19 protein-coding genes are annotated in these 21,498 nt (G+C 36.6%); 17 read left to right on the top strand and 2 right to left on the bottom strand.

Annotated features, from left to right (window positions below; genetic code table 11):
• Positions 1-268 precede the first annotated feature (268 nt).
• From IGI37_RS13215 to IGI37_RS13195, 5 genes are all read left to right on the top strand, one after another.
• Positions 269-1,225 (top strand): diacylglycerol/lipid kinase family protein, encoded by a 957-nt coding sequence (locus IGI37_RS13215; protein ID WP_438762439.1) that lies wholly within the window; start codon positions 269-271, stop codon positions 1,223-1,225.
• 193 nt (positions 1,226-1,418) lie between these two features.
• The gene (locus IGI37_RS13210; RefSeq protein ID WP_438762438.1) at positions 1,419-2,861 is read left to right on the top strand and encodes an ABC transporter permease; all 1,443 of its coding nucleotides are present in this window, start codon (positions 1,419-1,421) and stop codon (positions 2,859-2,861) included.
• 70 nt (positions 2,862-2,931) lie between these two features.
• Positions 2,932-3,573 (top strand): ABC transporter ATP-binding protein, encoded by a 642-nt coding sequence (locus tag IGI37_RS13205; protein WP_438762437.1) that lies wholly within the window; start codon positions 2,932-2,934, stop codon positions 3,571-3,573.
• Between the two features lie 10 nt (positions 3,574-3,583).
• Entirely contained in the window at positions 3,584-4,243 is a 660-nt protein-coding gene (locus IGI37_RS13200) for a response regulator transcription factor (RefSeq protein ID WP_438762436.1), read from the top strand.
• Entirely contained in the window at positions 4,240-5,634 is a 1,395-nt protein-coding gene (locus IGI37_RS13195) for a sensor histidine kinase (protein WP_438762435.1), read from the top strand. Before IGI37_RS13200 ends, IGI37_RS13195 begins: the two co-directional genes overlap by 4 nt.
• Positions 5,635-5,830: 196 nt before the next feature.
• Here the strand turns inward: IGI37_RS13195 and IGI37_RS13190 are convergent, their stop codons facing one another.
• Positions 5,831-7,750 carry a M13 family metallopeptidase gene (locus IGI37_RS13190; protein ID WP_438762434.1) on the bottom strand — a complete coding sequence of 640 codons (1,920 nt, stop codon included), beginning with the start codon at positions 7,748-7,750 and terminating at the stop codon, positions 5,831-5,833.
• Positions 7,751-7,924: 174 nt separating this feature from the next.
• On the opposite strand from IGI37_RS13190, the gene IGI37_RS13185 reads away from it, so the two are divergent.
• The 12 genes from IGI37_RS13185 (at position 7,925) to mnmA (ending at position 20,245) form a co-directional block, all read left to right on the top strand.
• Entirely contained in the window at positions 7,925-8,848 is a 924-nt protein-coding gene (locus IGI37_RS13185) for a dihydrolipoamide dehydrogenase (protein WP_438762433.1), read from the top strand.
• 243 nt (positions 8,849-9,091) lie between these two features.
• Positions 9,092-11,170: a BglG family transcription antiterminator gene (locus IGI37_RS13180; protein WP_438762432.1), complete on the top strand. Its 2,079-nt coding sequence runs from the start codon at positions 9,092-9,094 to the stop codon at positions 11,168-11,170.
• 52 nt (positions 11,171-11,222) lie between these two features.
• The gene (locus tag IGI37_RS13175) at positions 11,223-11,531 is read left to right on the top strand and encodes a PTS sugar transporter subunit IIB (protein ID WP_438762431.1); all 309 of its coding nucleotides are present in this window, start codon (positions 11,223-11,225) and stop codon (positions 11,529-11,531) included.
• Between the two features lie 21 nt (positions 11,532-11,552).
• A complete protein-coding gene (locus IGI37_RS13170; protein ID WP_438762430.1) occupies positions 11,553-12,836 on the top strand; it encodes a PTS sugar transporter subunit IIC in 1,284 nt (427 codons plus the stop codon).
• 34 nt (positions 12,837-12,870) lie between these two features.
• Entirely contained in the window at positions 12,871-13,272 is a 402-nt protein-coding gene (locus IGI37_RS13165) for a tetratricopeptide repeat protein (RefSeq protein ID WP_438763654.1), read from the top strand.
• A 26-nt stretch (positions 13,273-13,298) separates the two neighbouring features.
• Positions 13,299-14,159: a class II fructose-bisphosphate aldolase gene (locus IGI37_RS13160; protein WP_438762429.1), complete on the top strand. Its 861-nt coding sequence runs from the start codon at positions 13,299-13,301 to the stop codon at positions 14,157-14,159.
• On the top strand, positions 14,156-14,761 hold the full coding sequence (locus IGI37_RS13155) for an AAA family ATPase (protein WP_438762428.1): 606 nt from the start codon (positions 14,156-14,158) through the stop codon (positions 14,759-14,761). Before IGI37_RS13160 ends, IGI37_RS13155 begins: the two co-directional genes overlap by 4 nt.
• Positions 14,762-14,927: 166 nt before the next feature.
• Positions 14,928-15,902, top strand: coding sequence for a ribose-phosphate diphosphokinase (locus IGI37_RS13150; RefSeq protein ID WP_438762427.1), 975 nt, complete (start codon positions 14,928-14,930; stop codon positions 15,900-15,902).
• Between the two features lie 237 nt (positions 15,903-16,139).
• A complete protein-coding gene (gene rarD, locus IGI37_RS13145; protein WP_438762426.1) occupies positions 16,140-17,078 on the top strand; it encodes an EamA family transporter RarD in 939 nt (312 codons plus the stop codon).
• A gap of 66 nt (positions 17,079-17,144) precedes the next feature.
• Positions 17,145-18,281, top strand: a complete 1,137-nt coding sequence (locus tag IGI37_RS13140; protein ID WP_438762425.1) for a cysteine desulfurase family protein — start codon at positions 17,145-17,147, stop codon at positions 18,279-18,281.
• A 132-nt stretch (positions 18,282-18,413) separates the two neighbouring features.
• A complete protein-coding gene (locus IGI37_RS13135; protein WP_438762424.1) occupies positions 18,414-18,761 on the top strand; it encodes a DUF1831 domain-containing protein in 348 nt (115 codons plus the stop codon).
• Positions 18,762-19,123: 362 nt separating this feature from the next.
• Positions 19,124-20,245 carry a tRNA 2-thiouridine(34) synthase MnmA gene (gene mnmA / locus IGI37_RS13130; protein WP_438762423.1) on the top strand — a complete coding sequence of 374 codons (1,122 nt, stop codon included), beginning with the start codon at positions 19,124-19,126 and terminating at the stop codon, positions 20,243-20,245.
• Between the two features lie 379 nt (positions 20,246-20,624).
• Here the strand turns inward: mnmA and IGI37_RS13125 are convergent, their stop codons facing one another.
• The gene (locus IGI37_RS13125) at positions 20,625-21,482 is read right to left on the bottom strand and encodes an AraC family transcriptional regulator (RefSeq protein WP_438762422.1); all 858 of its coding nucleotides are present in this window, start codon (positions 21,480-21,482) and stop codon (positions 20,625-20,627) included.
• Positions 21,483-21,498 lie beyond the last annotated feature (16 nt).

Raw genomic sequence — 21,498 nt, 5'->3', positions numbered from 1 at the left:
TATGTGCGGTAACCACCACCTCAGATGGCCTTTTGTTATTTCACTAGATTATTAGATTGCACTAGAGATAGTCACGGTGAAAAGTGCCTCTTGCGAAGGAAAGTTTTAGAAAAGAGTCAGGTAGTTCATGACTCCTTCCTCTTCTACATTCACGTATTACAGAGTGTATTTGTGGGGAAGAATGTCTCCGTATGGTATCATAAATTCATGGGTAATTGACTAATTGCAAGCAAGTATTTTTGCGATGAGCTGAACGGAGAAGAAACAGATGAAGAAATTAATGGTGTTATATAATGATACTTCTGGAAACAATCAAGGGCAAACGCTCGCCAATAAATTTAAAGACTATGCGAATAAACAGGGGGTAAATGTGGTGTTGCAGCCTTCTAATCCAACTGTCGATCCAAGTGAAACTCGTAAAAACGCTGAGGAAAGTAAAGTGGATGGTCTAGTGATTATTGGCGGTGATGGTACGATTCATCATGTGGTTCAAAATTTTAAGGACAGCATCTCGACCTACACACTTGGAATTATTCCCAGTGGAACAATCAATAATTTTGCTAGAGTATTGAATATCCCATTAGACGAGCAAAAAGCGTTTGAGACTATCCTAGAAAACCATGTCACCCCTGTCGATTATGGTTTGGTCAATGAGGATGTAGTCATTTCTACTTTAACAGTGGGGCTTTTGGCAGATACAGCGGCAAATATCACGCAGCAAGAAAAACAAACTTATGGACCTTTCGCTTTTATTAGACAATTTTTCCGTTTATTAATAAAAAAAAGGAAATATCAGTTAACAATTGAGGGAACAAATCAAACGTGGAAAGGGAAGGCCCAGCTTCTTTCGATGGTTATGACAAATTCAGCTGGAGGTTTTACCAATTTTGACGCAAATGCTTCGCCAAATGATGGAAAAGCTCATATCATTGTTTTACCGAAGCTCGTTCTGTACAAATTCTTATTTTATTTACCAAAAATTATTCGTGGACAGATTAATGAAATACCAGGTGTTGTGTATTTGTCTGAGGATGCCTTTAAAATTAGTGGCAACAAGTCAGGGATAAAAACAAGAACAGATGGTGATCCAACAGATGATTTGCCGGTTACTATTAAGGTAGTCAAAGGGGGACTCTCGGTTTGTGTTCCTAATGAAGACATGACAAACGATCAGTTGAGTGAAGTAAAAAATAAATTGAAAAAGTTGAATGAATCTCACTCATAAAAGGCCGATATTCAAATAGCACTCCAATAAAACCCGAAGAAAGCCTCCCAACTATGGGCAGACTTCTTCGGGTCTATTTGTGATGAAAATAGAAAATCCCTCTTATTTTACTTTGACTACATCTCTTCTTCATCTGGACTTTACATTGACGGGGTATCTTTAATTCAGACAAAAAAGAAAGGTGGAAATGGTGATGAGAAGTTTAAAGAGAGCAGCTTTGAGTGTTAGCAAACAATTTAGGAGGTCTGGTTTATTATTACTATTATTTAGTGTAATTATTTCACTTTTATTAGTTGGTTTTGGCATTCAGAAGGCTGTAGAGGTAGCAAACAAACAAGCAAAACAGCAGATGAAAGCAGAAATGTCCATTCAACCCGATTACATGAAAGCTTACCAAGATGGAAAGGAGAGCGTACCTCAGATAGATTCGGATATGGTTGAAAATATAAAAAATATTCCGCATGTAAAAAAAGTAATTGTGGATACAAAGGCGTATATAAATAATGAGTATGAGTTGTATATGACTGATCAACAAAAAGAAATGTTTGCTAATGATAATATGCAGAGTATGGGCTTAAAAGAAGGGCAAAAGGAACCTAAACAATATTTGTATGGCATTTCGGACAAAAACCAGATAGAGGTTTTCAAAAAGGGGCAGGCCTTTTTAGTAGAGGGCGAATTTCCTTATGAGTCAAAAAAACAGAATCCCTTGTTAATTTCTAAGGAAGTCGCTGAGTTAAATAAGCTAAAAGTCGGGAATACCTACAAGTCCAATGGGGGAGATTTAGCGAATAAGCCTATTGAATATACCGTTTGTGGTATTTTTGATTATCAAGACCCAGCGCCTGCAAAAGAAGGCAATAACAATATGATGACCTTTAAACATCCAATGGAGGAAGAAAAAAATCTTCTTTATACAACTATTGATGTAGCCAAAAAAACTATGCTACTAAATAATCCAAAGGGGAAGGTTCAATACGAATCAGTTAAGCTGGTTATCGACAATGTAGAAGAAATTACTGGTATTCAGAAGTACATAAAAGAAAAATTAGAAGGTGAATGGGACTATATGAATTTCACCTCTGACTTTGATCAATATGAAAAAATGACTGCAGCGATTAACCAAGTCGCTAATATTGCTAATATGATTTTAGTTATTGGAGGCATTGCTGGGGTAGTCATCCTAACCTTGATTTTGTTGCTATCCTTTAAAGACCGTATATTTGAATTTGGAATTCTGTTATCCCTAGGTGAATCAAAGGTAAATATCGCTTGCCAAGCAGTATTAGAAGGACTAATTATCTTAGTGGTAGCTTTTGTTTTGGGTATTGGAATTAGTCAACCGATTGCTGATGCTGCTAGTCAATCGCTTTTAGAAAATCAAGTGCAAAAAGTTGAAGAAAAGAAAGAGGACTCAGAAGGCAATGCAAATGAGATGGTTGTTATTGGTGGGAGTCATATGGACGAACAAACAGAGGTCAAGCAAATTGACAAGATTTCTGTTGCAACAAAGGATGTGAAAACGTTAGGTATGACCCTTGTTGTTAGTTTTTGTATTCTCCTATTCTCAACGGTTTTCCCACTGGCTTTATTATTTAGAAAAGACCCAAAAGTCATTTTACTAGCAAAGGACTAACTATCTATCGCTTTTTGTTTCAACTAAAAAACGATCTAAAAAAAACCATAATTTACGAGGAGTGACTCTTATGTTAACAGCTACAAATTTATCTTATCGGTATAATTACACAGAAGTCTTACAGAATGTCAATTTATCTTTTGAAGCAGGGAAAATGTATGCAATCGTAGGCAAATCAGGGAGCGGTAAAACGACCTTATTATCTCTGTTGTCGGGCATCAGTACACTTCAAGAAGGAAATATTCAATTTCAAGGACAGTCACTGACTACTGGACAACTAGCAGCTTATCGCAAAAAAATTAGTATTGTTTTTCAATCGTATAATTTAATAAATTATTTATCCCCTCTTCAAAATGTACTATTAGCGCTAGATATTAATCGTAAAAAAGGCAATAAAAAACAATTGGCGACTTCTTACTTAAATAAAGTCGGCTTATCTGGCGATCAGCTCACTCGTCCATGTAAGGAACTATCAGGGGGACAGCAGCAGAGAGTCGCAATTGCCCGCGCGATTGCTTGTGATTCTGAGATAATTTTTGCCGATGAGCCAACGGGAAACCTAGATGTTAAAACCGGACAAGAAATTATTACGTTGTTAAGAAGTATTGCAGAGGTCGAAAAAAAATGTATAATTTGCGTGACACATGATTTACAATTGGAGGAGTATGCAGATGCGACGTACCGTATCTCGGACGGGAAAATTGTTGCGTAGGAGGGATTAAGTGAATGCACGGTTATTGTTGGTAGAAGATGATTTATCTATTCAAAAGGTTATGCTGACCTTTCTGCAAAAAGAAGGTTATCGAGTAACAGCGGTTTCTGATGGACAGTCAGCAATTGATTTGTTTCAGCAAGAATCGTTTGAATTAATTATTTTGGATATGATGCTGCCCAAAAAAAGTGGAGAAGAGGTGTTGAGAGAGATTCGACAATCCTCTCAACAGCCGATTATGATTATCAGCGCGCTGAATGATGAGATGACGCAAATAGGTGCGTACACCAATCAAATTGAGGATTACGTAGTGAAACCATTTTCGATGAATATTCTGTTATTTAAAATTTCAGCGATTTTAAAACGAATTTATGGAGATACGAATCAACGGATACAGCTAGGCGACGTTACTATGTTCGTTGAACAGTATGAAGTCAAAAAAGCCGAACAGCTTGTTGTATTGACAACAAAAGAATTTGAAATTTTACTGGCGATGGCACAAAACAAAGGGAAGGTCTATTCAAGAGAAGAGCTGTTGACTTTAGTTTGGGGGTACGATTTTTTAGGGGATAGTCGGACCATTGATGTGCATGTAAAAAACATCCGCCAAAAATTAGGAAGTGAGCTGATAAAGACAATTAAAGGCGTCGGCTATAAGGTGGAGAAATGAGAAAAATCAGTTTTTACAAACAAACTTGGCTAGTTAGTGTCAGTATCATCGTTTTAACGTTACTTATCAGTTTTAGCATTTTTATCGCCTTTACAGGATTCTTTTTACAGCAAAATCAACAGCGTCAATTTGATGAGACTAGTAAAAATATTCGTCAAATGATTGAGAAAGAAGGCATCAACAAAACATACTTTGAAGAGCTTATACTGTCAGGCTATTACATAATAATACTCGGAACTGATGATCAAGTGATTTATCCCAAAGGTCAAACGCTCGTTTATACATACCCAGCACAACCGTTTTCAGAAGAAGATTTTCCTAGCTCAGGAGGCATTTTTCAAGCAGTTGAGCTGACCCAAAACGAGAGTACCTTCTTAGCAGATAATTTTACAGTAGGGTATCAACAAGTGCAGTATTCGGTGAAACTGTTAAAAAATATTTCTATTTCTAGTGAAGATTATCAAGGAGTCATTATTACGGCCGCACCTATTTTTTTGATTACTGGCTTACTTGTTTCAGGGATCATTTCCACAATCTATGCACAATATTTTAAGCGGAAGATTCAACATGTCAATCAAACAATTGATCAGATGAGCCAAATTGATTATCACCCAGTCATCATTGAGTCGAACGATGAAATGCAAATTCTTGAGAACAATGTCAGCTATTTGTACTTAGAGTTGAAGAAAAATCTAGAACAGCTTCAAAAAGACTATTTGTATATTGAATCTTTGGAAAAAGAGCGGAACTTATTTATGAAAGGTGCAACCCATGAGCTTAAAACACCAATCATGGCTATGCAAACAGTGCTTGAAGGATATTTTGCGGAACTGCCAGATACGGAATATAGTGATCCAGAATATGTGATGAGAAAGTGTCAATCTCAATTGAGAAGCATGACAAAATTAGTTAATGAGCTGCTGTCGTTATCAAGCGTTGAGTTAGCAAAAGAAACAGCAGAGATTGATGTGAAAGAGGCCTTAGAAACCGTGATACAGTGGTCGCAAATTCTAATAGACGAAAAGAATCAAAAAATTGTCGTAGATTTACCAACCATCACGATGTTCATTTCTAAAAAAATGTTGTTAAAAATATTCTCCAACATTATCAGTAATGCCACCCATCACGGAAAAGCAAACAGTAACATAGAAATTTCACTTGTCGGGCGTGAATTAATTTTTCGAAATCAAATAAACCAACAAGTTGAAGAGGTTGAGAAACTCTTCCAACCGTTTTACACCACTCAAGAAGACGATTATGAGGGGCATGGCTTAGGCTTATATTTGGTCAAAAACAGTTTAAGTAATTACGGATACGAAACGTTGATTCGTTTACCTGAACCCAATACCTTTGAATTAGTTATTTTGCTAACGAATCAAGAAGAAAGCTGAAAACTTTCTATTCAGCCGTTCTATTGTTTGGGTACAAATAAAGGAAATAAGATTTATAAAATTGATAAAATAAGCCTATGAATGGGTCGCAAAAGGGATTTCCAGTCGACACGTACATTCATAGGCTTTTTGAGTGATGCTCAAAAAGAGTTTTTAGTTCTCTAACGGAGAGCTAATGGAAAAGCAACTATTGGGCTTACCAAATACTTACCCTTTTTTCTGGAGCAAGATACATTGGGTCTTCTGGCTGAATGTCAAAGGTTGTATAAAAATCCGCTAAGTTTTTTGGTTGAACATTGGCTCGTAGTTTTGTAGGACCGTGAACATCGATGGATAATAATAATTGTTGGTATTCTTTCTTGGCTTTTGTTCGCCAAATTTTTGCCCAGTTCATAAAGAACTCTTCCAAAGCAACAGATTCTTCACCTTTAGCGGCTTCTAGTGCACAGCTAAGGCCGCCAGCATCGGCAATATTTTCAGAAACAGTTAATTTTCCATTTACGAGACCACCAGCGAAAGGTAAGCCGTCAAATTGTGCAATCATTTCATCAGCTAACGATTGAAAGTGGGCTAAATCTTCTTCACTCCACCAGTTGTTTAGGTTACCCAGCTCATCAAAGAGTGCCCCATTATTATCGAAGGCATGAGAAATTTCATGTGCAATCACAGCACCAATTCCACCATAGTTGGCACTACTCGATTGGTCCAGACTATAGAAAGGTGCTTGCAGAATAGCTGCAGGAAAAACAATCATATTTCTAAATGGATGGTAGTAAGCATTCACAGTATCTGCGCTCATTTCCCATTCATTGCGTTTAACAGGCTGATTCCATTGACTATAATGATCTTTTATTTTAATTTTGCTAAAATTCAGGACATTTCCTAAAAGTGTTCCACCTTCTTTAGCAGACCGCGTTTTAAATTGTTGATAAATAGCAGGGATTTCATCAGGATAACCTACTTGGATACCTAAAGCGTCGAGTTTGATAATTGCTTTTTGGCGAGTAGCCTCACTTAACCACGTATTATTTTCAAGACGAGATTTGTAGACTGCAATCATCTTTTCAACCATCTGATGGACATCTTGTTTAGCTTTTTCCCCGAAATATTTTTTACCATAGTAATTTCCCACCACTTGGCTGAAACGTCCACTAGCTAGATAATAGGCAGCTTTCTTTTGCGGCATGGCTTCTTCGGCACCAGATAACGTGCGCTGATAAATCCCGCTAATTTGGCGGATATCCTCTGTTAAGTAGTTACTGTACGACAATAGAGTGACTACGGACATCCAGCTCTTCATAAGTGGAAAATGATCTACTATCAAGATTTGGTTAAGAGCTACAAAAAAATTGGGATCCGTTACAATCACTTTCTCTGTTTTTTCTCCGATTAAACCTTGAATCAGCGCTGCTAAATTCAGCTCAGAACTATGCGCGATGAAGTGCTCAAATGATTGAGGATTATAAATTTTGCTGTAGTCAGCTGATTCCTCTGCACTCTTTACATGTGGAGCAAGCAGTTTATCAAACGCGATGGCTTGTTCGACAATTGACTCGGCTTCAGTGGCACTTTTTCCTGCCAATTTAAAAAGCTGGACCATCATATCAAAGAAGACGTTTAATAACTGTGGGCCACTCTCATGTCCGTCTTCGTAGTAGGTTTTATCTGGTAAAAACAGACTTGGTGCGGATGCAAAAAGTGCATTGACTTTGGCATTTTTCATATCTGTGTCGACATCTAAAGAAAACGGAAGGGTTAGTCCAGACAGAACCCACTCTGGAAAGTTTTTATTGAGGTCACTAAAAGAGTGTAAATCTTCTATCTTTTGAAGGATAGGAAGAAGAGGTGCGACACCATCTGCTTCTCGTTTTTCAAAATCATTGACAAGTTGGTAATACTTCAAAAATTCTTTCATCAACTCGGAAGGAGCCTGTTCGATGTCTGTAGCCATTTCTTCAACATCTTTCATCAACCGTTTTTCAATTCCGTCAGCTAAGTCTTGAAATCCACCTGTTGCTGGTTTATCTGCTGGAATTTTGGCCGTTTCTAACCATTCATGATTGACATATTCGTAAAAATCTTTTTTTAATAGTGCTTGTGTATCTGTTGTACTCATTAAAATTCCTCCTAATTCTCTTTGTTATAAAAGCGATTGCGTATACTTACAATAGAACAAAAAAAGGCTTTAGACAAATGAAAAAGTGAAATTGTAAAAGAAATTAGAGAATAATTCATCAATCACTCTTAAAAATGAGGTATTCTATAAGAAAAAGAAAGTGGAGGAGAGAGCATGCGGAAACTAACTAACCGAGTAAACTACTCATTGACACTTGAAGATAAAACGGAAATAATCAAACAAATCTTCGTACTATCAGGAATTGATGAAACGTCTCACGCCTTAGCCTTCGTTTTTCAGGATCATAGTTATGCTATAGTGGGGTTTCCTTCCGGGAAGTTAATGGAATACTGTCTGTCAGAAGACTCGTTTCCTTATTCAGAAAAGGCAGAGAACTATTATATAGGCCCCTTTAACTATTACAGTAAAACAGCACTAGGCTATCAAGATTTATTAACGAAGGAAGTCATTCCTTTTCATTTGGCTGAAGAGAGGTTTATTGATAGGCAAACACAAAGTATGAAAACGGAAATGGTTAGGGACGAAGCGTCCAACAATAGACTCTATGATGAGTGGATCGGACTACCCGAATCACGATTTTATCCCTATCGAAATTGGCATACACCATCTGGGTATCTTTGCGGGACTTATGCGTCAACCGTTCTATTAGCCTACTATCAGGATTATATCGATGAAACAATCATTCCCAAAGAGTTACGAGAAAAAGGTGAAAATCGATATGAAGATGTAGCGTCTTATCTTCGCCGTTTAATCCAACCACATGGCTTACCCACAATCCCATTTCAAGTCGGCTTCGGTTTATCTAGATATTTTGATCATTTTGGGCTGAATTATCGGGCGCGAACAACTGTAATCGGTTCATGGGCGCGTGCGACTAAAAGAATGCAACAAGGGAAACCTATTGAATTAGGTATTTTAAAAATTCTAGGCAGCTCCTATGGCAATCACTGGGTGACGGCGTACGCTTATCTAGAAAAATCAGATGGCTCACGGTACTACAAGATTCATGACAACTGGGGAAACTATAACAAGGTCATCAATGCAAGCTGGGGGAATGGTACGGTATCTCTGAGATAGGCCAAACTTAATTTTATTATCTAATTCTTACTAAGTGTATCAATTAGAGGAATCTTAGTGTTCTCTACAATCAAAAATGACAGCTAAATGAATAGCACAAAACAGAAGTTGGTGAAAAGATTATTTTCATGAGCTTCTGTTTTTTCGCAACGCTTACATTATTGCCAAATTAGTTGGCAATAAACTCTACTAACAAAAATAATGTAAGGGGTTTATATTTTAAATAGACAAGGAGATAACGAGATGAAAGAACGAACAATGAAATTATTTCAGCGATTCATAGCCTCAGAATTTCCACTTAGCAGGAATACATTGTGTGAAGATTTCAAGATAAGTCAACGAACCGTTCAAAATGAGATTACGGAGTTAAATAGTTATTTAATAAAATGGCATCTGCCTGTTATTCAAACAATCCGTGGGAAAGGATTTCAACTTCAACTTAGCGATTGTGAAAAAGAATCATTGATTGAGTTATTTAAGCAAGAGAATCAGGAGGTGTATTTCACCAGAGAAGAAAGAGTCTTTGACTTGCTGTTAGATATTGCTTTAGGAACTGAAAACGTCTTTTTTTATAAAAAAGAAGAACAGTACAAAATTTCTAAAAGTAGCTTAGATGAAGATATCAGAAGAGTTCGAGCAATCGTTAAAAATTATCCCGTTGAAATTATCAGCGTGCCTAAACAAGGGATTGTGCTAAGTGGGAAGGAACCGATTATTAGAACGATGTTATATGCAACTTTAACGAAGGAAAGTGAAAAGTTTAGTTTGGTTGATACACCGCCACACCCATCGATTATGCAACAAATTTTATTTAAATATTTGCCTTATGAAACCTTTAAAAAACTAGACAAACTTTATGACCAATCTATCTCTGCAAATGAAGAAACAATTTATCGGAAAAATATTCTTTTGTTTACAGGAGTTTGGTTAAAAAGAAATCAGGAGAACTTTGTTATTCGGGCAACTAGTTGGGAGAAAAAGATTGATGGACTATCAAACGATATTCAAACATTTGTCTCTTTAGTAGTGAACACATTTGGACTGACAGATAGAGAAAATGAAATTAATTATTTGCTATTTATGCTGAATACATTTAACTCCAAGGACATGCATTCGACTGTTGAATGGGGCCAAGCACAAATCTTATCACTCCAGCTGATTCAACATGTTGAGGAAGAGACAAAAATTCCGTTTACTCACAAAGAGGAAAGGCTTCAAGAGGGATTATACAAACACATTGCCGGATTGCTTAATCGCATGCGCTATGATATTCAGTTAGCTAATCCTTTAAAAGAAAATATTCAAAGGGGATACCACTCTATCTATCAGGCAATTAGTAATTTTTCAAAAGAGTTTTCAAAGGTTACAGGAAAAGTCATTACAGAAGATGAGTTGGCCTTTTTAACTATCCATTTTTCTACAACTGAGAGTGAGCTAAATCAAGAGATTGATTACGTTTACCGAGTGGTAGTAATCTGCAATCATGGAGTTGCTACAGGAAAATTATTAGCGGAAAACCTTCAAGAGCTATTTCCTATAGAAGTATTAGCTGTGTTGAGCTCCCGAGAAGTGCATCTAATTTCAAAGCTGGATGTTGATTTAGTCTTTTCGACGTTGATGATTCAACTAAGTTTTAAGCCTTTATTAGTAATTGAGCCAATCATCAAGGAATCTAGCAAAGAACTAATTCATCAGTTTTTGGAAAAAAATATTGAAGCGAGACGTTTGGTTCATATCCACGAAGACTCTACTTCATTATTTAATGGCATTTTAGAGCTATTAGAGTCGCAGAAATACAAAGTAACAAAAGAAACTTATGAGAGGCTAGAAACAGTTTTTCGAGAAAATAATTTAGTGATAAACACAAGGGAGATTCAGCCAATGATTAAAGATGTTTTAAACGACCAAAGTATTTTAATTAAAAAAAGTGCAAATAATTGGCAAGAGTCGATTCAGCTAGCTGCACAACCACTATTAGAACAAAAAATAATTACAAAACACTATATCCAAGCAATGATCCAAGCAGTTGAAGAATTTGGACCCTATATAGTAATTGGGCCTCATATAGCATTAGCCCACGCAAGACCTGAGGAAGGGGCCAAAGAATTGGGTTTAAGTGCCTTGACTTTAGATGAGCCAATCTTATTTGGGCATGAAGACAATGATCCAGTCAAAATTATTTTTTGTTTATCAGCAATTGATTCATATTCGCATTTGAATATTATGAAAAATCTCATTGATTTAATCAATGATGAAAAAAGAATTGAAGAATTAGCTCAGTCTGAATCAGTTTCTAGCTTTAAGAAAATTCTGTTCGATTGAATTGGGATAAGGGATTTAAAAATAATTTATAGAACAAAGAGGAGAGAGAAGGATGGGAAAAAAAGTAAATATTTTATTTGTTTGTGGTGCAGGTCTAGGAAGTAGCTTTGCAGCACAGATGTCAGCAGAAGATGTTTTAGACAAGTTTCATGTAGAAGCAAACTTGGATCATGTTGATATTTCAACAGCTGCTTCTATGCAACCAGATGTTATTATTACGGCTCAAAATTTTCGTTCGCAATTTGAAAAGTTCAATATTGATACAGAAAAGACCGCTATCGTTTATTTAAAAAATATTGTTTCTAAAGTTGAAATTGAAGAGAAATTGATTCCGGTTTTGAAAGAAAAAGGCGCTATCTAATAAAAAGAAGAGGTGATAAACATGGGAGTAGTAAATTTTATTATTGATAATATTTTGACACAGGCTTCAATTACTATTGCGTTAATTGCAATGTTGGGTCTTGTCCTCCAGAAGAAGTCTGCAGGACAAGTTATCTCAGGCTCATTAAAAACGCTGCTAGGATTCCAAGTTTTAAGTGCTGGTTCAAGTATTATTGTTGGAAGTTTAACTTATTTTGGAGAAATTTTTACAGCAGGCTTCAAGATGCAAGGAATTATTCCATCGATTGAAGCAATTAATGGACAAGCGATGAATGAACTTGGACTTGGACGTGATATTGCATTAACATTTCTAGCTATTTTTGTATTTAATATCATTATTGCTCGTTTCACAAAATGGAAATACATTTTCTTAACTGGTCAAGCTATCTTATGGATGGCCACAATGACGACAGTCTTTGGTTATTTTGCTGGCTTACGTGGCATAGTCTTGATCTTGGTTGGTGGTTTTGTAGGAGCAGTATTTGCAGTTTTGATGCCAGCAATTGCACAACCAATTATCCGACAGATTACAGGATCAAACGATATAGCATTAGGACATTTTTGTACGATTGGTTACTTATTTGAAGCTGGAGTAGCAAAGGTTTTTGGTGAAAAAGGTGAAAATAAGAAATCTATTGAAGACATTAAACTTCCAAAATCATTCGAATTTCTGCAAGATACTTATTTATCAGTCATGGTTGTAATGGTGCCTTTGTATATCATTACAGCAGCATTTGCTGGTCCTGAGATAGGGAATCCTGGAACACAAAACTATTTGATGTTTGCCTTTTTACAAGCAATTCAATTTGTTGTAGGTGTATATGTTTTACTTGCAGGCGTACGATTATTATTGGGTGAAATCGTCCCTGCTTTTCGAGGAATTGCCATGAAATTAGTTCCAGATGCGATTCCAGCGTTAGACTGCCCTGTATTCTTCCCGTATTCTCCTAATGCAGTCATACTAGGTTTTATTACCACAACAATTGGAACAATTATTGCAATGTTCGTCTTACCAACATTTGGTTTAGCGATGATTTTACCAGGAATGCTTACAAACTTCTTTGCTGGGGGGACAGCTGGAATTTTCGGGAATGCGGTCGGAGGTCGTCGAGGGGCTATCATTGGTGGGATTGCACATGGGTTCTTTATTACATTGTTACCTGCTCTTCTTGTGACAATATTTAATGGTATGGGCTTCATAAATGCAACTGCTACCGACGTTGATACAGTAGTGGCAGCATTACTCTATGCTTGGATTTTTAGTCCAATATTAAAAGCATTTTAAAGCATGCGGAAATGAGGAAATAAAATTGTTTCGTATTTTTGGGAATAAGAAAGAAAAGAAAAAAGTGGTACAAGAGGATTCCTCATTATCAGAGGACCAAAAAAAAGAATTATCTGCTGAGATTGAGCAACATCAATTGGCTATCAGTGATTTGGAAAACCAATTGTCAACAGACCCAACTCTTTTAGCTAGAAAATACGAAAGGATAGGTCTCATTTATGAAATGTTAGGGGAAATAGATTTAGCTATTTCCACATTGGAAAAAAGTTTGGACTTAAAGTTATCCATTGATGACGGGTACAAAAAGCTTATGGGCCTATACAATAAAAAACGTGCAGCAGCTGCAAAAAATGGTGATGATTCAGGGATAGAATATTATATGCAAAAAATGGATGATATGAGACAAATCGCAAAAAAAGTTACGATTACAGGCTAAAAAATAGCAGAAGAGGGATTGAAAACATGTATAAAACTTTAAAAGAAGTAACAAAAACTGCAGAAGAACTAAATATGACGATTGGTGCATTTAATACGCACAACTTAGAGATGCTACCAGAAATGATTCGTGGGGCGAAAGAAGAAGGTAGTCCGATTATCATTCAAACAAGTATTGATACAGCAAAGTATATCGGTTATAAAGTAATGGTTGCCGTTGTTAAAGAAATAGCAACTGATGAGATGGTTGATGTAGCCTTACATCTAGATCATGCAAGAGATTTTGATGAAATTAAAGCAGCAATCGATGCAGGATACTCTAGCGTTATGTATGATGGGTCTCATTTACCTTTCAAGGAAAATATTGTGAAGACTAAAGCAGTTGTTGAATATGCCCATGCACACGGTGTATCGGTTGAAGGTGAACTAGGAACTATCGGTGGGACAGAAGAGGGTATCTCTGTTTCAGAAGAAGATAAAGTGTATACTCGTCCAGAAGATGCGGTTGAATTTGTTAAAGAAACAAAGGTTGATGCGTTAGCAATTGCTATTGGAACGAATCATGGTCAGTTTAAATCCAAAACAGAAGTTAATATTCCTTTATTAAAAGAAATTCACCGAGTTGTTTCCATCCCTTTAGTGATTCATGGCGGGACAGGAGTCAAGGAAGAAGATTATTCGGAATTAATCAATAACGGTATTCGAAAATTTAATGTAGGAACAGAGCTCTTAGTTAATTGGACAAAAGAAGCAAAAGATACGTTTGGTAATACAGAAATAAATAAATCTCTGAGACATAACGTTATCCCTGCAAATATGAAAGTCAAGGAAATTGTCAAACATAAAATTCGTCTGTTTATGAATCTTGACAGTCCATTAAAAAAATGAAGAAATATCTTATATTAATTGCGGGAAGCCCCGCTACAGGAAAAAGTTATTTGATTAATCAAATCCGAACCGTTTTACCCAATGTTTTCATTGTAACTCCAGATGAATTAAAAGAAACACTAGCCGATTCTGTTGGCTTCGACTCCCTTGAAGAAAAACAAGAATTAGAGAGAGATGTCTGGAAATATTATTACGAACTACTAGAATTAAATTTAATAATTGGTAGACAACATATTCTATCTGAATATCCATTCTCTGATAAGCAAAAGCATAAGCTAGCTCAGTTAGCAGAAAAATATGATTATCAAGTAATTACCATTCGATTAGTTGCTGCTTTTGATAATCTATGGAAAAGAAGAAGACTTCGAGATATTGAAGAAAATCGACATTTAAGTCATATCATGTCGCACTATCACTATGGAGATGAGCTTCATAATCGAGAACAGGCGGATAACTTAATTACTGAACAAGCCTTTAAAGATATCATTGAAGCCCGTCAGTATGCTAATTTTTCTCTAGGAACAGTTATTGAATACGATGTAACAGACTTTTCAAAAGTAGACTACACTTCACTATTGGACAAACTAAAAAAATTAAATTAAAGTTGATATAGTCACGTGAGAAAACCTGGTTTTCCTATGTGGCTATTTTTTTGTAACAATATATTTCCATTTTGACAGGCCTTTCATAAATAAAATACGCAATTTGCACGGAATTTCCTTGGCAAATATGATAGAATTAAGTGAAAATAATCTTTGGGAGGATCATATGAGCCAAAAATATCAAGACGAAACACTAAAAATCTTTAGTTTAAATGGCAATCGTCCTTTAGCTGAAAAAATTGCTAAAGTGTTTGGTACAGAGTTAGGGAAAAGCGTGGTGAAACAGTTTAGTGATGGAGAAATTTCTATCAATATAGAAGAAAGTATTCGTGGAGACCATGTTTACTTAATCCAATCAACAAATGCGCCAGTTAACGACAACTACCTAGAATTGCTTATTATGATTGATGCGATGAAGCGGGCGAGCGCTAAAACGATTAATGTCGTTTTACCGTACTATGGTTACGCTAGACAAGACAGAACAGCTAAACCACATGAACCAATAACCGCTAAGCTTGTAGCAAATATGTTGCAAGAAGCTGGAGCGACGAGGGTTCTAACTTTGGATTTACATGCTGTTCAGGTACAAGGATTCTTTGATATTCCTGTAGATAATTTGTTCACTATGCCATTATTTGCACATTACTATCGGGAACTTGGCTTGACCGGAGATGATATCGTGGTTGTTTCACCAAAAAACAGTGGTGTACAACGAGCACGAAGCCTTTCTGAATACTTGAATTCGACTTTGGCAATTATTGATCAAAGCGAAGAAGGAAATCCAGAAACAGGCTACGTCATTGGCGATGTTGAGAATAAAATCTGTATCATGGTGGATGATATCTTAAACACTGGAAAAACGTTTGCTTATGGCGCAACTGTCCTAAAACAAAATGGTGCAAAAGAAGTCCATGCCTGTGCTTCTCATGGCTTATTATCGACACCAGCGAAGGAAATTTTGGATCATGCACCACTTAAGGATATCTGCATTACTGATTCGGTATGGACGGCTGAAGAAAAACATCCTGAAAACTTAACGATTATTACTTGCTCACAGTTAATGGGTGAGGCAGTCAAACGAATCCACGAAAATACACCGATGAGCCCTCTATTTCGTTTAGAGGAGAAAGAATTCGAATAAACTAACTGAAAAATTTCATAGGTAAACTGTGAATAGACTGGAACTGGGTAGAAAGTAGAGGCATTTGGCTTCGAACTTTCTAAACATTCCAGTCCTTTTCTATACAGAGGATAAATTTGTTAATGGTAAGTAGGCGAGTGGGCGAACCAATCGTCAAATCAGATAATAAATAGGGAATAAAAAATGAGTGGTTTTTATGTAGTCGAGTCTACATAAAGGATAGTGGAGGGAATGGGTATGAAAGAAACAAAAAAAGGCGTCTTGATTGGGTTTGGTGCGTATATATTATGGGGAATTATCCCCATGTATTGGAAGCTAATCCCGACCTCAGTTGGACCAATAGATATTTTAGCTTATCGTGTTATTTGGTCTTTCGTTTTTATGATTATTTATATTTTAGTGACAAAAAAGCGAAAGAATTTTTTCAGAGAGTGTAAGGAACTTTGGCAAGATAGAAGAAAACTCATTTCGATTATTTTTGCGGCTCTTTTTATTTCGATTAATTGGTTTACCTTTATCTATACAGTCAGCATCGGGCAAGTCACACAAGCAAGTCTTGGCTATTACATGAATCCATTGGTAAATGTCTTATTAGCTACACTAATTTTGAAAGAACCTTTAGGCAGACTGGGAAAAATAGCTTGTGGGTTTGCCTTCATAGGGGTTATTCTTTTGACAATTCAGACGGGAACGATTCCTGTCCCTTCACTAGTCATGGCCTTCTCCTTTAGCATCTACGGCTTAATAAAAAAAGGGTTAACATTATCTTCATATACAGGATTAACCATTGAAACACTAGTCATTTTACCAGTTGCGCTGATTTATTTAATTGGATTTTCGCCTTCAGGGTTTATGACTTATACGGGAGAAGTGAATCTATTATTATTGGGAGCAGGAGCTATCACAGCGATTCCATTATTGTTATTTGCTGAAGCTGCAAAACGAATTTCGTACATTATTTTAGGCTTCATTCAGTATATAAATCCAACCATTATGTTACTTTTAGCAGTGTTCGTTTTTCATGAACCATACACTGGCGAACAATTTTTTGCCTTCTCCTTTATTTGGGTGGGGATTGCTCTATTTACCTATGCGACGATCCATTCATGGAGAAAAGAGCAGCAGTTTGAGCAACAAGTGATTAAAACAGAAAAATCAACCAAACTAGAAGAATAATCTTTGGCTATCCTATTTTGTTTATGCTAGAATTAGCCATATTATTACTGGAAAGGAATGAATCTAGTGAATAGAATTTATCTAGATCATGCAGCAACCACCCCAATACACCCAAACGTGATTGCCGAAATGACACGAGCAATGGGGGAATATTATGGAAATCCCTCAAGTATTCATAGTTTTGGGCGTCTCGCACATGAACAGCTAGAGCTAGCAAGACAAGTCGTTGCGGATAGCTTACAGGTAGACCCACATGAAATTATTTTTACAAGTGGTGGTACCGAATCAGATAACATGGCGATTATTGAAACGGCTTTTTCACGTCAGAATGAAGGACGTCATTTAATTACTACAGCTATTGAGCATCCAGCAGTAATGCAAACGATGAAATATCTTGAGACACAAAATTTTGAGGTTACTTACTTGCCGGTTGATGAAAAAGGGAATATCTCCCTTGCCGATTTTGATTATGCTTTACGAGAAGAGACGACTCTTGTCTCTATTATGTTTGGCAATAATGAAATTGGGAATTTATTACCCATAAAAGAGATTGGTGAACGTTTGCGTGAGCATCCTGCTTATTTTCATAGTGATGCAGTTCAAGCCTATGGGAATCAAGAGATTCGCCCACACGAGCTGGGTATTGACTTGTTGAGTGTCTCTGCACATAAACTCAATGGTCCTAAGGGTGTCGGTTTTTTATTCAAGAGCGATAAAATAAAACTGCCTTCCTTGTTTCATGGCGGCGAGCAGGAAGAAAAAAGACGCCCTGGCACAGAAAATTTAGCAGGAATTTTAGGGATGAAAAAGGCTATAGAACGCTTAACAATAGAGAAACAGAAAGAAAACAACCAACAGTATCTAGAGTATAAAAAACAAATTCTTTCGTTTTTGGATGAAGAAAAGATTGCCTATAAAGTGAACGGCGATCCTTCAAATAGTCTGGCTCATATAATGAATCTCCATCTAGTAGGCGTGCCAAATAATCTTTTGTTAATGAAACTAGACCTTAAGAACATTGCCGTTTCCACTGGTTCAGCTTGTACAGCAGGAGCAGTTGATCCCTCACATGTTCTAGAAGCAATCTACGGAAAAGGAGATTCAGCAGTAACAGAATCGATTCGGATTAGTTTTGGTTGGGGTGTAACGCACCAACAGATTAAAACATTTTGCCAAGGACTAGTGACAAGCATAAAAAAATAGGTGAAGCTTCCCTTAAAAGACAATTTCTTTAAAATTTTGCCTATCCTAAATGAGAGATTCTGAATTTCAGCTAGCCAAGATAGTGGGAAACCTCTATAATAGAAAGTGACTAAATTATTGAGGTGAAAGATTATGGCTTTTTTAGAAACAGCAACAGTTGAAGGCACAGATGTGTTGTACAAATTAAATCCAGCAGCAAAAAAATATACATTACGAGATAATGGCTTTAGTGAGACCAAATCAGGGAATTTCCAATTGATTCGTCCATTAGATGCAACTCCTCAGAGTAAAGAAGGCTTCAAATTAAAGATTACCGTCTCTAAAGACATCAAAACATTAAAAATGTCAATTACGACTGCGAATGGTTTGAAATCAGTGAATCTATTTAAAGATGAAAAACATAAAATGAATCAAGATAAATTCTTCTTCTTAATGGATGGAATGATTGATCGCGGTTTATTTGAAAAAGTAGCAAAATAATTAAGACACTAAATAAAAAAGTTGTGACAATCAGTCATGGAGGGCATCATCATCCTAGCTGCTTGTCACGACTCTTTTTTTGAACCAATATAAGAGGGGACTTTTACTGGTTCATAGTTATATACGCTGTTTACTCCCATACTTTTTTATTTTTATAAACTATTTTGAGGAGAAGCAGCTTGATTTCAGGGGCTTTTTTCTTTATAAACGAATTTGAAAACTGTTTCATAAATAGCAAAAGACTGAGAATTAAATTCTATTAGTGAAATATTTGCTGAAATGTCGTATAATGTGAATCACTGAAAAGTTGCGACCTTCAACTCGTGGATGTTTCAGAATCTAATTGAAATGATGGTGATATCATGACTGACAACAGCAAGACTCGCGTTGTCGTTGGGATGAGTGGCGGTGTTGACTCATCTGTAACAGCACTTTTGCTGAAAGAGCAAGGCTATGATGTAATCGGGATCTTTATGAAAAACTGGGATGATACCGATGAAAATGGCGTATGTACAGCAACAGAAGATTATAAAGACGTGGCTAAAGTAGCTGCGCAAATTGGCATTCCATATTACTCAGTAAACTTTGAAAAAGAGTACTGGGACCGTGTATTTGAATATTTCTTAGCGGAGTATCGTGCAGGAAGAACACCTAATCCTGATGTGATGTGTAATAAAGAAATTAAATTCAAGGCCTTTTTAGATTACGCGCTAGAATTAGGGGCGGATTATGTTGCAACAGGACACTATGCGCAAGTTTCTCGCGATGCGGATGGAACGGTTCGTATGCTAAGAGGCGTAGACAATAACAAAGATCAAACGTATTTCTTAAGTCAACTTTCCCAAGAACAGTTGGCAAAAACAATGTTCCCATTAGGACACATGGAAAAATCTGAAGTTCGTGCGATTGCAGAACGAGCAAATCTTGCTACAGCAAAGAAAAAAGATTCAACAGGTGTTTGTTTTATTGGAGAAAAGAATTTTAAACAATTTTTAAGTAACTACCTTCCTGCAAAACCTGGGAATATGGTCACTTTAGATGGCGAAGTAAAAGGAAAACATGATGGATTGATGTATTATACCATTGGCCAACGTCAAGGACTTGGCATTGGTGGTGGCGGAAAAACGCAAGAGCCTTGGTTTGTGGTAGGAAAAGATTTGACTACTAATACACTTTATGTAGGCCAAGGATTTCACCATGACGCCCTTTATGCAACAAGCCTAACAGCAAGTGAAATTCATTTTACAACGAACACACAACAACCAGCAGAATTTCGTTGTACAGCCAAATTCCGTTATCGTCAACAAGACGTACCCGTGACGGTTCAATTAACAGCTGATGGAAAAGCGACAGTCATTTTCGATGAACCTGTTCGCGCGATTACACCTGGCCAAGCAGTTGTTTTCTATGATGGAATGGAATGTTTAGGTGGCGGACTGATTGATCAAGCGCTGAAAGAAACGAACGTCTTACAATATATTTAATTTAAACTTTGACTATTTGAAAGTCTGTAAAGAAACAAACAAAGAGGTTGGGACAGGAGTTGCTTCTGTACCCACCGTTTATTCGGATAAAGAGAGGTTAGGACATAACGTATGAAGTTTATGTCCCAGCCTCTTTTTCTCTTTTATATTTTGAATCGTGTTACAAACGTGTTCCTTATTTGCCTCGTGTGATTATTAGGAAAGCAAATGGTGTATCAATGTCAGGTAGGAATAGAATATGCAAAATGGGCACGTGATAGTAAAAGTACATCTATCCAGTTTGGACCACCTAATGCTGAGCCACCAGACAAACAACAATCACGTAGCAACAGACACAACAAAATGTAAACTCCGTATCTTCCTCTAGGTCCAGACGATTCTAGCTTGATTGGTCGATAAATTTTTTCCGATATTGTAGTGGAGTGAATTGATAGGTTTCTTTAAACTTCTCAATAAAATAACTCAACTGGTTAAACCCTATCAGATGACAAATTTCAGAGACGGAGTGTTCAGTTTCTAACAACAAGTGTTGCGCTTTGAGAAGACGATAATTGATTACATAGTTCATCGGAGAAAAGTGCGTATACTTTTTAAAAATTTGCGTGCATTTATTTTTATTAATATGAACTGCTGCAGCTAAGTCCTCAACTGTTAGTGGCTCTTGATAGTTTTGATGGACAACATTTAGTAACTGATAGATTAGGTGATTTTCATTTTTGTTTGATTGGTGTTCGCACTTTTTGGCAAATAGGAAATGTTCTACTAAAGAAAACAATAAATGGGTGGCAGTGAATATTCCTTTAGCTATGCCTAAGTCTTCTTGAGTAAAGGATTGAAGTAAGCATTCGATTTCATCTGTCATTTGGAGGATTTTGTAAGGCGTTTCTTCGTTTGAAAAGAGTTCCTCACGTAAGAACGGCAGAAGGTGCTCAGGGAATAATCGCTCTGAAAAATCAATACAGGTATAAAAACAATTGCCAGTTAGCGGTAACGTACCATGGAGTACTCCTGAATTAATAAATAAAGCTTTCTGATTGGTTAGATGAATTTGTTCCTCTCCAATCTGATACGCTATTTGCCCGGAATGTAGGTAGACAATCTGATACTCTGGATGCCAATGAAGTGGGATCTGGTCATTTCTTATGGCTGTCAGTTGACGTGTGTAGCGAGCGAGTGGTGCACCTTGCGTCTGATGAAGGGTCAATTCTTGAAGCGACTGGGCTCGATTAAAAAACATAATAGGACTCCTATTT

The organism is Enterococcus sp. AZ194, from assembly GCF_051713825.1.
Lineage (GTDB): Bacteria > Bacillota > Bacilli > Lactobacillales > Enterococcaceae > Enterococcus_K.
Note: the sequence above shows the minus strand (reverse complement) of the source record. Positions and strands in the feature narration are given on the sequence as shown.

Coding starts and splice junctions, on each gene's coding strand:
- IGI37_RS13215 (WP_438762439.1), top strand. CDS start 269: ATGAAGAAATTAATGGTGTTATATAATGATACTTCTGGAAACAATCAA.
- IGI37_RS13210 (WP_438762438.1), top strand. CDS start 1,419: ATGAGAAGTTTAAAGAGAGCAGCTTTGAGTGTTAGCAAACAATTTAGG.
- IGI37_RS13205 (WP_438762437.1), top strand. CDS start 2,932: ATGTTAACAGCTACAAATTTATCTTATCGGTATAATTACACAGAAGTC.
- IGI37_RS13195 (WP_438762435.1), top strand. CDS start 4,240: ATGAGAAAAATCAGTTTTTACAAACAAACTTGGCTAGTTAGTGTCAGT.
- IGI37_RS13190 (WP_438762434.1), bottom strand. CDS start 7,750: ATGAGTACAACAGATACACAAGCACTATTAAAAAAAGATTTTTACGAA.
- IGI37_RS13185 (WP_438762433.1), top strand. CDS start 7,925: ATGCGGAAACTAACTAACCGAGTAAACTACTCATTGACACTTGAAGAT.
- IGI37_RS13180 (WP_438762432.1), top strand. CDS start 9,092: ATGAAAGAACGAACAATGAAATTATTTCAGCGATTCATAGCCTCAGAA.
- IGI37_RS13175 (WP_438762431.1), top strand. CDS start 11,223: ATGGGAAAAAAAGTAAATATTTTATTTGTTTGTGGTGCAGGTCTAGGA.
- IGI37_RS13170 (WP_438762430.1), top strand. CDS start 11,553: ATGGGAGTAGTAAATTTTATTATTGATAATATTTTGACACAGGCTTCA.
- IGI37_RS13160 (WP_438762429.1), top strand. CDS start 13,299: ATGTATAAAACTTTAAAAGAAGTAACAAAAACTGCAGAAGAACTAAAT.
- IGI37_RS13155 (WP_438762428.1), top strand. CDS start 14,156: ATGAAGAAATATCTTATATTAATTGCGGGAAGCCCCGCTACAGGAAAA.
- IGI37_RS13150 (WP_438762427.1), top strand. CDS start 14,928: ATGAGCCAAAAATATCAAGACGAAACACTAAAAATCTTTAGTTTAAAT.
- rarD (WP_438762426.1), top strand. CDS start 16,140: ATGAAAGAAACAAAAAAAGGCGTCTTGATTGGGTTTGGTGCGTATATA.
- IGI37_RS13135 (WP_438762424.1), top strand. CDS start 18,414: ATGGCTTTTTTAGAAACAGCAACAGTTGAAGGCACAGATGTGTTGTAC.
- mnmA (WP_438762423.1), top strand. CDS start 19,124: ATGACTGACAACAGCAAGACTCGCGTTGTCGTTGGGATGAGTGGCGGT.
- IGI37_RS13125 (WP_438762422.1), bottom strand. CDS start 21,482: ATGTTTTTTAATCGAGCCCAGTCGCTTCAAGAATTGACCCTTCATCAG.